Source organism: Rhizobium hidalgonense (assembly GCF_005862185.2).
GTDB classification, from domain to species: Bacteria; Pseudomonadota; Alphaproteobacteria; order Rhizobiales; family Rhizobiaceae; genus Rhizobium; species Rhizobium hidalgonense.
In genome coordinates this window covers 420,025-434,187 of record NZ_CP054028.1, presented here as the reverse complement: position 1 = coordinate 434,187, position 14,163 = coordinate 420,025, and the positions used below count along the sequence as shown (strand labels likewise).

General features: G+C 59.8%; 14 protein-coding genes. 12 read left to right on the top strand and 2 right to left on the bottom strand.

The window, feature by feature from the left end; all coding sequences use genetic code 11:
• Positions 1-7 precede the first annotated feature (7 nt).
• Positions 8-1,045, top strand: coding sequence for a Gfo/Idh/MocA family protein (locus FFM81_RS23360; protein WP_097534690.1), 1,038 nt, complete (start codon positions 8-10; stop codon positions 1,043-1,045).
• Between the two features lie 515 nt (positions 1,046-1,560).
• Positions 1,561-1,818 (top strand): GlsB/YeaQ/YmgE family stress response membrane protein, encoded by a 258-nt coding sequence (locus FFM81_RS23355; RefSeq protein WP_138384479.1) that lies wholly within the window; start codon positions 1,561-1,563, stop codon positions 1,816-1,818.
• A gap of 257 nt (positions 1,819-2,075) precedes the next feature.
• On the opposite strand, the gene FFM81_RS23350 is transcribed toward FFM81_RS23355, so the two are convergent.
• Together FFM81_RS23350 and FFM81_RS23345 are read right to left on the bottom strand one after the other, a co-directional pair.
• Entirely contained in the window at positions 2,076-2,867 is a 792-nt protein-coding gene (locus tag FFM81_RS23350) for an SDR family NAD(P)-dependent oxidoreductase (protein ID WP_003572588.1), read from the bottom strand.
• Positions 2,868-2,896: 29 nt separating this feature from the next.
• Positions 2,897-3,646, bottom strand: coding sequence for an SDR family oxidoreductase (locus FFM81_RS23345; protein WP_138384480.1), 750 nt, complete (start codon positions 3,644-3,646; stop codon positions 2,897-2,899).
• Positions 3,647-3,901: 255 nt separating this feature from the next.
• Between FFM81_RS23345 and FFM81_RS23340 the strand changes: the two genes are divergently transcribed.
• From FFM81_RS23340 to FFM81_RS23295, 10 genes are all read left to right on the top strand, one after another.
• Positions 3,902-4,786 (top strand): dihydrodipicolinate synthase family protein, encoded by an 885-nt coding sequence (locus tag FFM81_RS23340; protein ID WP_003572575.1) that lies wholly within the window; start codon positions 3,902-3,904, stop codon positions 4,784-4,786.
• Between the two features lie 7 nt (positions 4,787-4,793).
• On the top strand, positions 4,794-5,471 hold the full coding sequence (locus tag FFM81_RS23335; RefSeq protein ID WP_003572574.1) for a GntR family transcriptional regulator: 678 nt from the start codon (positions 4,794-4,796) through the stop codon (positions 5,469-5,471).
• 55 nt (positions 5,472-5,526) lie between these two features.
• Entirely contained in the window at positions 5,527-6,855 is a 1,329-nt protein-coding gene (locus FFM81_RS23330; protein ID WP_138384481.1) for an ABC transporter substrate-binding protein, read from the top strand.
• Positions 6,855-7,796 (top strand): carbohydrate ABC transporter permease, encoded by a 942-nt coding sequence (locus tag FFM81_RS23325; RefSeq protein WP_003572572.1) that lies wholly within the window; start codon positions 6,855-6,857, stop codon positions 7,794-7,796. The genes FFM81_RS23330 and FFM81_RS23325 overlap by 1 nt, the downstream gene beginning before the upstream one ends.
• Positions 7,796-8,611, top strand: coding sequence for a carbohydrate ABC transporter permease (locus tag FFM81_RS23320; RefSeq protein WP_138384482.1), 816 nt, complete (start codon positions 7,796-7,798; stop codon positions 8,609-8,611). The genes FFM81_RS23325 and FFM81_RS23320 overlap by 1 nt, the downstream gene beginning before the upstream one ends.
• 18 nt (positions 8,612-8,629) lie before the next feature.
• Entirely contained in the window at positions 8,630-9,580 is a 951-nt protein-coding gene (locus tag FFM81_RS23315) for a sugar kinase (protein ID WP_138384483.1), read from the top strand.
• Positions 9,581-9,957: 377 nt separating this feature from the next.
• On the top strand, positions 9,958-11,280 hold the full coding sequence (gene ugpB / locus FFM81_RS23310) for a sn-glycerol-3-phosphate ABC transporter substrate-binding protein UgpB (protein WP_097532840.1): 1,323 nt from the start codon (positions 9,958-9,960) through the stop codon (positions 11,278-11,280).
• 65 nt (positions 11,281-11,345) lie between these two features.
• Complete coding sequence (ugpA, locus tag FFM81_RS23305) at positions 11,346-12,230, top strand: sn-glycerol-3-phosphate ABC transporter permease UgpA (protein WP_003572567.1); 885 nt, start codon at positions 11,346-11,348, stop codon at positions 12,228-12,230.
• A gap of 12 nt (positions 12,231-12,242) precedes the next feature.
• Positions 12,243-13,091, top strand: coding sequence for a sn-glycerol-3-phosphate ABC transporter permease UgpE (gene ugpE, locus FFM81_RS23300; RefSeq protein ID WP_025417738.1), 849 nt, complete (start codon positions 12,243-12,245; stop codon positions 13,089-13,091).
• A gap of 1 nt (position 13,092) precedes the next feature.
• Positions 13,093-14,139 carry a sn-glycerol-3-phosphate import ATP-binding protein UgpC gene (locus FFM81_RS23295; protein ID WP_138384484.1) on the top strand — a complete coding sequence of 349 codons (1,047 nt, stop codon included), beginning with the start codon at positions 13,093-13,095 and terminating at the stop codon, positions 14,137-14,139.
• Positions 14,140-14,163 lie beyond the last annotated feature (24 nt).

The following is a 14,163-nucleotide window of genomic DNA, read 5'->3' as shown; positions in this document are numbered from 1 at the left end:
GACAGAAATGCGCTTGATCATTCTCGGAACCGGAGGATGGGCAAATACCCATGCCATGAATTTCTCGGAAATCGCCGGCGTCAAAATTGTTGCTGCCGTCGATACGGACGAGGTCCGGCTGCGGGCCTTCGCGCTCAGGCATGGTATCCCGCTCACTTTCACATCGCTCGATGACGCCCTTGCGTGGGGGGAGTTTGACGCCGTGACCAATGTCACGCCGGATCGCGCGCACTATTCGACGACTATGAAGATACTCAGCGCCGGCAAGCATGTCCTCTGCGAGAAGCCGCTTGCGGTCAACTATCGCGAGGCCAAGGAGATGGCCGACGCCGCGGCGGCATCCGGCAAGGTCACGATGGTAAACCTTACCTATCGCAACGTGGCGCCGCTTCAGGCAGCGCGAAAGATGGTGCTGGACGGCCGCCTCGGCGCGATCCGCCATTTCGAAGCCTCGTATCTGCAGAGCTGGCTGGTCTCCAAGGCCTGGGGCGATTGGACCAAGGAATCCCAATGGCTTTGGCGGCTGTCGACAAAGCACGGCTCCAATGGCGTGCTGGGCGATGTCGGTATCCACATTCTCGACTTCGTGGTCTTTGCCGCCGGAAGTGACGTCAAGGCGGCGGCGTCGCATCTCAAGGTTTTCGATAAAAGCCCGGGGAATCGGATCGGGGAATACGAGCTCGATGCGAATGACAGTTTCCTGATGATGGCCGAACTCGAAAACGGTGCGGCTGGCGTCATCCATGCCACGCGCTGGGCGACTGGCCATCTGAACGAATTGCGCCTGCGCCTGCATGGAGATAAGGGCGCGCTCGAGGTGGTGCATACGCCTGAGGGTTCGACACTCAGGACCTGTGAAGGCGCCGAGGCCGACAAGGCAATCTGGCGCGAGATCGAGGTCGAACCGGTCATCACCAATTTCCAGCGCTTCGCAAACGCCGTGCGAGCAGGCCAGCCGGATGAACCGGGTTTCGGCCACGCCGCCAAGCTGCAATTCGTTCTTGATCATGCGGTAAAGACGGCCGGGGCTTTGACCGAGCTCTAGATGGAGGCCGGTCCAGCTGTCGAATAAGCAGGCTCTGAGCGCCACGGCCTCTTGCCCGCGCGGCCATTGTCGATTTTTACAACGGAAGTGGGAAGCGAATATCCACTGCTTAAGGGCGCCGGTCGGCCTGTGCTCGAACCGGCTACGCGCGCGGGGGTTATGCGGTAGCAATTCCCATGGACAGTTGTTGCCCAATCGCGCTTCATTGCCTCGATGGTCGCACGCACGATCGTTTGCGTCGCACGCGCGTTTCCCTCTGCGAAGGGAGTGGTTGGCCGGCGCGAAGAGGCGGACGTCTACGAGGCGATCGTGGAAGAGGAGCCTTCGCACCGCCTATGAGCGCGATTCCCGACCGCGCGGACGACGACGCCGCGCCGCTTGACGAGCCCGCAAAAGAACGGCCGGCCGCAGACTGATCGCTCCGGCGGAACCATTCGTCGTCATGCGTGTTTTGTTGCTGGCTGGCTGACGGTTCGTCGGTGTCAGACATTCAAAACGGTCAAAGGGGACATGATATGGAAAACGCAGGCATCGGCTGGATCGCGGCTATTATTATTGGCGGCATCGCAGGCTGGCTCGCCGAAATGATCATGAAGTCCAACATGGGCGTCCTGATGAACATCATTCTTGGTATTGTCGGCGCTATCGTCGCCAATTTCCTTCTTTCGCTGTTCGGCATCGTCCTCGGGGGCTGGATCGGATATCTCATCGCGGGCTTCGTCGGAGCCTGCATACTGATAGCGCTCGCGCGCATGGTCCGCCGAACGGCTTGAGCGACAGCACGGCGGCGTTCGCCGACGCCGCCGTGCAGTATAGCCAACGTGCGGATCCGTCGCCCAGCGTCCCAAGTGCCCTCACGACGGTTGTCGGACTTCGGCTGGGGTGATGTCAGATACGAGTTCGTCCAGCGGTCCCTTGGGCGACGACGACCATCGTTTGCGCGTGTCCAAAAACGGCTGGACGTCGTCGAAGTTGCCGTTGCTCGCGGCGGCAACGATCGATCTCTCATAATGAGGAATCTGGGTGGGGACTAGAGCGTGTCGATCAGGCCGCCGTCCACGCGCATCGATGCACCCGTCGTGGCCGACGCCAGCGGGGACGCCAGATAGGTCACGATGTTGGCTATCTCCTCGACGCTGGCGGCGCGCTGGATGATGGAGCTGCTCCGATGCTGCTTGACGAAGTCGGCTGCGACCTCCTCGATCGGCTTGCCGGTTTTTTCACGCTGATCGGCAAGCATCGCCTCGACGCCTTCAGAGAGAGTGGGGCCGGGAAGAACCGAGTTCACGGTCACTCCAGTGCCCGCCATGCGTTTGGCAAGCCCCCGGGCGACGGCGATGTCGGCCGTCTTGCTGACGCCATAGTGGATCATCTCAACGGGGATGTTGAAGCCGGATTCCGACGCGATGAAGATGACGCGACCCCAGTTGGCCTTCTGCATGCCTGGCAGATACGCACGGGACAGTCGAACTGCCGACATAACGTTCACCTGCCAGTGCCGGTCCCAAACCTCGTCCGTGGTGTCGAAGAAGTCGCTCGGCTGGAATATCCCGGCGTTGTTGATGAGGATGTCGACGCGGGGCAGCTTCGTTACAAGCGCGGCGCACCCTTCGGCAGTAGCGAGATCAGCCGCAACTGCGGTGACTTCGCCCTCGGCGCCCTCTCCCTTCAGCCGCTCGGCAGCCTTCGCGGTCTTTTCTTCGGATCTGCCGTTGACGACGACGTCCGCGCCCGCTCTCGCGAGCTGCCGGGCGATCGCGTAGCCAATGCCCTCCGTGGATCCTGTCACCAGGGCTGTCTTTCCTTTGAGATCGATATGCATGTTCTCGCTCCTGTGAAGTTGGACGTCGACTAAAGGTTGCTCATGCCGCCGTCGATGACGAGCTCGCTGCCGACGATGTAGGCCGCCTCGTCCGACGCGAAGAAGACCACCGTTTTTGCTACTTCCAACGCGTCGCCGAAACGGCCGACCGGGATCTGCTTCTGCACGCCTTCTGCCATCGCCCTCATGTCCGCTTCCGACATGCCAAGCTTCCCGTATAGAGGGGTCGCGATCGGGCCGGGGCTGATGGCGTTGACGCGGATGCCGCGACCGACCAGTTCGCCCGATAGCGTCTTAGCCAGTGTCAGAAGAGCGCCCTTGGTCAGCGAATATACGCTGGAGTTGGGCATGCCGATATGAGCGTTGATCGACGTGTTCAGCACGATCGAGGCGCCCTTTGAAAAGGTCGGCAGGAGAGCCTGGATGAGGAAGTAAGGCCCCTTCACGTTCGTCGCAAAAGACTTGTCGAAATCGATTTCTGACCAGCTCTCGACCGGACCAAATTGAGCAACGCCGGCATTCACGAACAGGATGTCGAGCTGACCAAAGGCTTCCTTCACCAGGCGGACGACATCCTTCTGGCCCTCGACGTCGCCGGCATCGGACTGGATGACGATGACGTCGTTGCCGAGCTCCTCGCGAGCTTTCTCTACGCTGGCCGCGCTGCTGCCCGTCACGGCTACGCGCGCGCCTTCGGCGACGAACTGTCGGGCCGTTTCAAAGCCGATGCCGCTGGTGCCGCCGGTGATGAGGGCGGTCTTGTTAGCAAGTCTGGACATATTGAATTCCCTTTTTGCGGTTTTGGACGGCCTCGATGCCGGGGTCGATGAAACAAATGATTTACTGCAGGCGATCTGTTCGAATTAGTGGTCTGAAAGCAATTCTGTTGTTCGGCGATGCCGAACATTTCGACATATGCGCCAAGAAGGAATTATGACCACCCACCACCTCCCACGTTGTAGTACGCAATCACCTCTTTACAGCTAACATGTCAGCCTGCTACATCTAATCTCCAGCAATCGGGAGGGATATATTTGACCCAGAAATTTGGGCTGTCAGTCGCTCTCGCCACGCCGTTCGACGGTAATGGCGATATCGCGATCGATGTTATGATCGCGCAGGCGAGGCGATGCCTTGCGGCCGGGTGCTCGAGCGTCACGCTGTTCGGGACGACGGGGGAGGGCTCCTCGATCGGAAGCCGGGAACGTGACCGCGTCTTCGCGGCCTTTCTCGATGCCGGGATCGCGGCGAAGAACATCATCGTCGGCGTGCTGGTCGACGCCGCCGAGGATGCGGCGATGCAGGCCGATCATGCGCTTTCCAACGGCGCTCGCAATATCCTTCTTGCCCCGCCATCCTATTTCAAGAACGTTAGTGACGATGGCGTCTTCCAGTGGTTTTCGGCGGTATTCGCCATGCTAGGCGACAAGGCGCGCGACATCATCGTCTACAACCTTCCTTCGCTCACCATGGTTCCGCTGACCGTGTCGCTGATCGGACGGTTGCGGACCGCCTTCCCCGATATCGTGGCCGGCGTCAAGGATTCGTCCGGCGACTGGCCGTATACCGAAAGCCTGCTCAAGGCGCATGGCGATCTCATCATCCTGGTGGGTGATGAACGACATCTCGCCAAAGGCGTGCGGCTCGGCGGCCAGGGGGCGATCTCTGGGATGGCGAATTTCGTACCCCGCGACGTCAAGCTGATGGCCGAAGAAGGCAAGGACGACCCCCGCATCGAGGGTTTCGTGGCCGAACTTCTGAAATATCCCGTTGTCCCCGCCGTGAAGGCGATGGTGGCGCACGTGATGTCGGAGGAAATCTGGCTTGCGGTTCGTCCGCCGCTTGCTTCACTATCCGGCGAAGGACAGTCGCGGCTTGCTCTGGCTTTCGATAAGCTTTTTCAGTCGCAAGCGGCATAGGTCAGGCATGTTTCGGGAAGAGGCGATGGACGGAACGGACGAGCAGCCGACGCTGCGGGAAAAGGCGTATGCGAGCTTCACGCGCCATCTTCTTGCGCGTGACGTGCGTCCCGGCCAGTTCGTTTCCCAGCGCCGCCTCGTGGAACTGACGGGACTGACGCTCGGCGCTATCCGTGAACTCATCCCCAGGCTTGAAGCCGAAGGGCTGATCAAGACCGTGCCGCAGCGGGGGTTGCAGATCGCTCACATTGATCTCAATCTCATCCGCGAGGCATTCCAGCTACGCGTGTTCCTGGAGAAGGAGGCCGTGGCGCTCTTCACCCGGTCCGCGTCGGACGAGACGATCGCAAGGCTTTTGAAGCAGCATCGCGATATCGCCGACGCCATTCGCAGCGGCGACGGCTCGCATGAGCTGGAACTGCGCGCGCAGGCCGTCGATTGGGGCATGCACGACGCCTTTATCGATGCGCTTGGCAACACAATCATCTCGAACGCCTACCGCGTGAACTCGATCAAGATGCGCCTGATCAGCCAGGACCGGTTTCGCATCGACGGTCACGTCGGGCCTGTCATGGGCGAGCACCTGAAGGTGCTCGAGGCGATCGAACGACGATCGGCGGAGGACGCCGTCAACAGCCTTGTCGCACACATCAACGGTGCTAGGGATCGTGCGCTGAGGATATAATCGGGAATAATCAGCCGGAGATGAGGAGATCGACGGCAAAAGGAGGAGGAATCACATGCCATCAATTTCGAACCCGACGCGCAGAGGCTTTCTGGCGGGCACGGCCGCGCTTGGGGCCAGTAGCATGCTCGGCATGCGCTCGGCATTTGCTGCCGTCGACTGGAAGCGCTTCGCCGGCACCACGCTCGAAGTCAACCTGGTCAAGAGCCCGCGCAGCGAAATCCTTCTGAAGTACCTGCCCGAATTCGAGGAGCTCACCGGCATCAAGGTCAATGCCGAAGCGACACCGGAGCAGCAGCAGCGCCAGAAGACGACGATCGAACTCAGCTCCGGCAAACCGAGTTTCGACGTCGTGCATATGAGCTATCACGTCCAGAAGCGGCAGTTCGAAAAGGGCGGCTGGCTTGCCGATATCGGTGGGTTCCTCAAGGATCCCTCGCTGACCGATCCATCCCTGACCGAGGGTGATTTCGCCGAAGCCGGCCTCGCCTTTGCCAAGGACGCCGAAGGTGTTCTGCGTTCTCTTCCCTTCTCGGTCGACTACTGGATCATCTACTGGAATAAGGCGCTGTTCGAGAAGAAGGGGCTTTCCTACCCGACGACGTTCGAAGAGCTGGCAAGTGCGGCCGAAGCCCTCACCGATCCCTCGACCAACACCTACGGCTTCGTTGCCCGCGGCCTGAAGAACGCCAATACGCCGGTCTGGACGTCGCTGCTGCTTGGTTACGGCTCGAGCCCGCTCGGCCCTGACGGCAAGCTGCGCACGACATCGCCGGAAGCGATCGATGCGGCCAAGCTTTACCAGAAGCTGATGACCAAAACCGCCCCTCCCGGGGTCTCCGGCTTCAACTGGGCCGAGGCCCAGTCGGCCTTCCTGCAGGGCAAGATCGGCATGTGGCTGGATGGCGTCGGCTTTGCGCCGCCGATCGAGAATCCGGAAAAATCGCGCGTCGTCGGCCAGGTCGGTTACGGCATCATGCCGAAAGGCCCGAAGGCACAGGCCGCCGGCACCTTTGGCGACGGGCTTGGGGTCGTCGCGGCCAGCCAGAAAAAGGAAGCAGCTTATCTCTTCTGCCAATGGGCGATTTCGCATGACATGGGCGCCCGCCTGCTGCAGGCCGGCGCCGGCGTTCCTTTCCGCCAGTCCGTGCTGGAGGATGCGAAGGTTCGCGAAGGCGTCAAGATGCCGGGCGCTTGGCTGGATGCCGTCGTCGGTTCCGGCAAGATCTCGCAGCTCGCGCTGCCGGTCATCATTCCGGTCACCGAGTTCCGTGACATCTATGGCGTCGGCCTCACCAACATGATCGGCGGCGCCGATCCTGAGGCAGAGCTTAAGGCCGCGACGGCACAGTTCGAACCCGTCCTGGCGAAAAGCGAGGGATAATGGCCTCGGCAAGCATCGAAACGGCCGCAGCCGCCAAGGCCGCCTCGAAGGCAAGGAGCAACGCGGGTCGCGTTGCTCCCAATTACTGGCCCTTCGTTATCCCGGCGCTGATCGTCATTGCGGCGGTCATCGTTTTTCCATGGGTCTTTACCCTTTGGATGAGCGTCAACAGCTGGACGCTCGGCCAGTCCCAGGTCTTCGCGGGGCTGGACAACTATGCCCGGCTGGCCGTCGACATGCGCTTCTGGGAGTCGCTGTGGCATACGGTGCTTTATACGACGCTCTCCGTGGTGGCGCCCCTTTTTCTGGGGACGCTCGCCGCGCTGATTTTTGATACGCAATTTCCGCTGCGCGGCCTTCTGCGCGGCATTTTCGTGATGCCGATGATGGCGACACCGGTCGCCATCGCCCTTGTCTGGACCATGATGTTCCATCCGCAGCTCGGCGTGCTCAATTATCTTCTTTCCTTCATCGGCATCGGCCCCCAGGAGTGGATCTACAATCAGAGCAGCGTCATCCCCTCGCTGGTGTTGGTCGAAACCTGGCAATGGACGCCGCTGATCATGCTGATCGTGCTAGGCGGCCTGGCGGCGGTTCCGCGCGAGCCCTATGAAAGTGCCGAGATCGACGGCGCCAATGTCTGGCAGAAATTCCGCTATCTGACGCTGCCGATGATCGCGCCGTTCCTGATGATCGCGGTGATCATCCGCAGCATCGATGCGGTGAAGAGCTTCGACATTATCTATGCCATGACCCAGGGCGGCCCGGGCACGGCCTCGGAAACGATCAATATCTATCTCTACAACACCGCTTTCGCCTATTACGATATCGGCTATGGCTCGGCCATGGCGGTGGTCTTCTTCGTCCTCATCGTCCTGCTCTCCTTCGTCCTTCTGATGCTCCGGCAGCGCGCCAACTGGACCGACGGGGAGGCACGCTGATGAAGCGCAAGACACTCGATCGCATCGGACTGTTGTTTGTTGCGCTGGTGATGATCTCGCCGGTCGTCCTGTTCTTCCTCTGGATGATCTCGCTGTCGTTGAAATACGAGATCGACAATGGCGCCTATCCGCCGATCTTCATTCCGGAGCGTTTCGCCTGGACGAACTATCTGAAGGTCTTTGAGGAGAACAACTTCTTCCTCTATCTCTGGAATTCGGTGCTGGTGACGGGTGCCGCGACGCTTCTGGCACTGCTGATCGGCGTACCCGCCGGATACGGCATCGCGCGCCTGAAGGCGGAGAAGTCCGCAATGGTCATCATGATCGCGCGCATGACGCCCGGCCTTTCCTTCCTGATCCCGCTCTTCCTGCTGTTCCAATGGCTGAACTTGCTCGGCACGCTGATGCCGCAGATCATCATCCATCTCGTTGTCACAGTGCCGATCGTCGTCTGGATCATGATCGGTTATTTCGAGACGACGCCGATGGAGCTGGAAGAGGCTGCAAGCATCGACGGCGCCACACCCTGGCAGATATTCCGCCTGGTCGCCTTGCCGATCGCCAGGCCCGGGATTGTCGTCGCCTTCATCCTGTCGGTGATCTTCTCGTGGAACAACTTCGTCTTCGGCATCGTGCTTGCCAGCCGCGAAACGCGCACGCTTCCGGTCGCCGTCTACAACATGCTGTCTTTTGAACAGGTCAGTTGGGGACCGCTTGCCGCGGCCGCCTTGATCGTCACCTTGCCTGTGCTGATATTGACGGTGTTTGCGCAACGGCAGATCGTGGCGGGGCTGACGGCCGGCGCCGTCAAGTGAGCCGATGAGACGACAGCCGTGACGACTTCTTCTGCCTTAGACCCGCCTTCCGGTTCGGCGCGCAGCGTTTTATGTGTCGGCGCTGCCGTCCTGGACACGCTGTTTCGCGTGCGCTCGTTGCCGACTGGCCAGGGCAAAATTCTGCCTTACCATATGCTGCAGGTCGCCGAGGGCATGGCGTCGAGTGCGGCCTTTGCGGTCGCCCGGCTGGGTGGTGATTCCAGCCTCTGGGGTGCGGTCGGTGATGATGAAACCGGCGATCGCATCATCGCCGACCTCGGCAATAGCGGTATCGATACCAGCGGCATGGTCCGTGTGGCAGGCGCCCGCTCGGCCGTCTCGACGATCCTTGTCGATGATCAGGGCGAGCGCCTGATCGTGCCCTTCTACGATGCGGCCCTGCACGAGGTGGTCAAGCCGGTCGCAAAGCAGGACGTATCCGCTTTCGATGCGGTGCTGGTCGACGTTCGTTGGCCAAAGCTTGCATTGCGGACGCTGTCGGCGGCCCGAGAGGCGGGCAAGCCGGCCATTCTCGATGGCGACGTCGCAGGCGAGGGCGTCATCGAAATGCTGGCACCGGCTGCCAGCCACATCGTGTTCTCGCAGCCGGCCGCCGAGCGCCTTACCGGAACTACCGAACTGGCCGGGACCGTCCGCCTTCTGAAGCGAAAGTTCGCGCATGCCTTCATCAGCGTCACGGCAGGCGAAAAGGGGTGCTTCTGGTTCGATGACCGAACCGGCGAAATCGTCCATCTCGCCGCTCCCAAGGTGAGGACGGTCGATACGCTCGCAGCAGGTGATATCTTCCATGGCGCTTTCGCGCTGGCTATCGCCGAAAGCTTGCCGATCCTAGAGACGATGCGCTTGTCGTCCATGGCGGCGGCGCTCAAATGCCAGGTGTTCGGCGGTCGTACAGGCGCGCCCACCAGAGCGGAGGTCTGCGATGCCCTGCGGCAATGGAATGGTTGATGTCCCCGACAGCAGGCAGATCGCAGGAGCGACGCATGATGAGGCTTCAAAGCCGAGTTTACGAAAGTGCGCCATCAATTGCCAGCCACAAAGCAGGAATCAGCTAAATCGCCCGAATGGATAGCCTTGCGATCACGCTTTTTGCGCCGGCAACAAGTGCGCTCAGCCACATCGCTGATCAACATTTGAAATCTATTTCTGGCAGGCGCAGCCTCACGTAGAAATGAGGGGGTCGTCGCTCCTACAGAGATTGATTGTCGTTGTGCAACAATCAAATGTTCATTTGAACATTTGATTTTGCAAAGTGAAGATCGCCTGTTAGCATCGGCTCACGTTCGTAGCGGGAGGTTGCGGACCGACAACAAGTGGGAGTGAAGATGAACAAGATCGCTTTTTTCCTGTCGGCAGGATTGACCAGCCTGTTCTTATCCGTTCCGGCAATGGCCGCCACGAAGATCCAGTGGTGGCACGCGATGGGCGGCGAGAACGGCGCGAAGCTTGAACAGATCGCCAAGGGGTTCAACGCATCTCAGTCCGATTACGAGATCGTGCCGGTCTACAAGGGCACCTATGACGAGACGCTGACGGGTGCGATCGCCGCGTTTCGCGCCAACCAGCAACCGGCAATCGTACAGGTTTATGAAGTCGGCACCGGCACCATGATGGCAGCCCAGGGTGCGGTCTATCCCGTTTACCAGCTGATGAAAGACGAAGGCGAGGCCTGGGACCAGAGCAAATTCATTGCCCCTGTCGTCGGTTATTACTCAGACACCAGCGGCAACGTCTTGTCTTTGCCGTTCAATTCCTCGACGCCGATCATGTATTACAACAAGGACGTCTTCAAGAAGGCCGGGCTTGATCCGGAAACACCGCCGAAAACATGGGCGGAGGTCGAATCCTTCTCGCGGACGATCATGAAATCAGGTGCTGCCAAATGCGGCTTCACCAGCGCCTGGATCTCCTGGATCCAGACCGAAAATCTCAATGCCCTGCACGACAAACCCTACTCCACCAAGGCCAACGGCTTTGGCGGCCTGGACGCCGAATTCACCTTCAACAACGATCTGACGATCCGTCACTGGGACAACTTGAAGAAGTGGCAGGACGAAGGCCTCTTCAAATTCGGTGGACCTGTCGGCGGCGACAACGCGCCCCCGATGTTCTATTCGCAGGAATGCGCGATGTATATGAACTCGTCGGCCGGCCGGGCTGGCGTGATCAACAACGCGAAAGGCTTCAAGGTCGGTTTTGCACCGCTTCCCTTCTATGATGACGTCATTAAGCAGCCGCTCAATTCGATTATCGGCGGTGCCACGCTCTGGACGCTGAAGGGCCGTCCGGAAGAGGAATACAAGGGCGTGGCGAAGTTCTTCACATACCTGCAGAAACCCGAAGTTCAGGCCGATTGGCATCAGTTCTCCGGCTACCTGCCGATCACCGAAGCTGCTTACAAGCTCGGCCAGGATCAGGGCTACTACGAGAAGAACCCCGGCTCCGATATCGGCATCAAGCAACTGACGCGGGTGACGCCCACCGACAATTCCAAGGGCATCCGCTTCGGCAACTACGTCCAGGTGCGTGGCATCATCGACGATGAGTTTGCCGCATTGCTGGGCGGAAAGAAGACGGCGAAGGAAGCAGTCGATGCGGTGGTTTCACGCGGCAACGAACAGCTTCGCGATTTCGAGTCCGCCAACTAATGGGCACCACGACGGGGGCTGATGAAAGACCGGCCCCCGTTTTTAATCCGTCAGTGTGAGGACTCATGCAAACCAAACGGACCGTATTTCCCAACAAGCTTTTACCTTACCTGCTCATTGCCCCGCAGATATTCGTGACCGTGGTATTCTTCCTCTGGCCCGCCGCAACTGCATTCTGGCAATCCTTCCTGCGCCAGGACGCCTTCGGCTTCAAAACGAATTTCGTCTGGTTCGAAAACTACCGTCGGCTTTTTGCCGATCCGATCTATATCAATGCCTTCGGCCACACCCTCATTTTCGCCATTCTGGTAACGGTGCTGTCAACGGCGATCGCGCTGCTCCTGGCTGCCGCGGCAATGCGGGTGCTCCGCACCTCTCGAATTTATTCGACTCTGCTGATTTGGCCCTATGCGGTCGCCCCGGCGATTGCCGGTATTCTCTGGTGGTTCATGTTCAATCCGTCGATCGGCATCGTCGCCTATATGCTGCGCGCGATGGGCGTCAGTTGGAACCATCTGATCAATCCCGACGATGCGATGATCCTCATCGTGATTGCCGCGACCTGGAAACAGATATCCTATAACTTCCTGTTTTTCCTGGCTGCGCTGCAATCCGTGCCGCGCTCGCTTCAGGAAGCCGGGGCCATCGATGGGGCCGGTCCTGTGAAGCGTTTCTGGACGATCGTCTTCCCGCTGATCTCGCCGACGACCTTCTACCTGATCGTCATCAATATCGTCTACGCGATGTTCGATACTTTCGGCATCGTTCATGCGACCACCCAGGGCGGGCCGGCGCGCGCAACCGAGATCCTGGTCTACAAGGTCTACTTCGACGGCTTCATCGGACTGAATCTGGGCTCGTCGGCGGCCCAGTCCGTCATTCTGATGGTGATCGTCGTCGCCCTTACGGCGGTGCAGTTCCGCTTCATCGAACGCCGCGTGCAATATTGAGGGAGCTTAAGGATGGTTGAAAATCGCCCTTTCCTAAATTTCCTGGCCCACCTTGTTCTCATCCTCGGCGTCACGATCGTCGTGTTTCCCGTCTACGTGGCTTTCATCGCATCGAGCCACGGTCCCAATGACTTCCTGTCAGGCGTCGTGCCGCTGACCCCGGGCAGCCACATCATCGAGAACTATTCGACGATGCTCTCTTCCGGGATGACAAGCTCGGGAGCGCCGCCGATCGGGCCGATGATGATCAACTCGCTGATTATGGCGGTCGGCGTCGCCGTCGGGAAGATCGCCATATCGATCCTTTCGGCCTTTGCCATCGTCTATTTCCGGTTTCCGTTTCGGACCTTGGCATTCTGGATGATCTTCATCACGCTGATGCTGCCGGTCGAGGTGCGCATCGTGCCGACCTATAAGGTCGTCGCCGACCTCGGAATGCTGAATAATTACGGCGGCCTCATCATTCCGCTGATCGCCTCGGCAACGGCGACCTTCCTGTTTCGTCAGTTCTTTCTGACAGTGCCTGACGAACTGATGGAAGCCGCCCGTGTCGACGGGGCGGGGCCGATGAAGTTCTTCCGCGATATTCTGCTGCCACTGTCGATCACCAACATCGCAGCACTCTTCATCATCCTCTTCGTGCTCGGCTGGAACCAGTATCTCTGGCCGCTCATCATAACCACCGACCAGAGTTACTACACCGTCGTGATGGGAATTCAGCGCATGGCAGCGGTTGCCGATGCCGAGCCGCGCTGGAACCTCGTGATGGCGGCGGTCATTCTGGCTGCCCTGCCACCCGTCCTCGTCATCGTCGCCATGCAACGCCTTTTTGTCAAAGGCCTGGTCGAAACGGAGAAATGAAATGGCCACGATCAATATCATCGATGTCAAGAAGAATTATGGCGCCGTTCCGGCTGTCAAAGGCATCAACCTGTCGGTTGCAGACGGCGAACTCATCGTGCTCGTCGGCCCCTCCGGCTGTGGCAAATCAACCCTGCTTCGCATGGTCGCCGGGCTGGAAACGATCAGCGAAGGCGATGTCGAGATTGCCGGCCGCAATGTGAACAAGGCAGAACCGGCCGACCGCGACATTGCGATGGTCTTCCAGAATTATGCGCTTTATCCGCACATGACGGTGCGCGGAAATCTCGAATATGGTTTGAAAAACCGCGGCACTGAACGGGCCGAAATCAACCGCCGGGTGGCGGAAGCCGCCGAGATCCTCGAAATCGGGCCGATGTTGGATCGCAAACCGCGCGAACTCTCCGGCGGGCAGCGTCAGCGCGTGGCGATGGGACGCGCCATCGTCCGCGAGCCGGCCGCCTTTCTTTTCGACGAGCCGCTGTCCAATCTCGATGCCAAATTGCGAGTGCAGATGCGCGTCGAGATCCGCCGGCTGCAACGGCGTTTGAAGACGACCAGCATCTACGTCACCCACGACCAGCTTGAAGCAATGACCCTTGCAGATCGGTTGGTGGTGATGAACGGCGGGCTTGTCGAACAGGTCGGCACGCCCGTGGCCGTATACGACCGACCGGCAAGTCTGTTTGTCGCCAGCTTCATCGGCTCGCCGCCGATGAACCTTGTGCCGGTCGACGTACTCAGGGCGGCCGACAGCGCGGGCACCCTTGTATTGCCTGCCGGTACCGACATGGTCGGCCTTCGCCCCGACGCGTTGCTCGTCATCAAGCCCGTGGAGCCGACCGTCTGCCTGAATGCGACAGTCGAGTTGCTCGAACCGATCGGCGGTGAAAGCCATCTGCATGTGCGATTGGGTGAGAGCCAGCGGACAGTCGTCCTGACTGTACCGGGTCGCCCGGACTTTGCCGAGAATGCGAATATCGACGTTTTCGCCCGTGTTGACGCGATGCATCCCTTTAACAGCAATACCGGCAAACGCACGGATTAACGCAGGATTTTCATTTGTTCATCC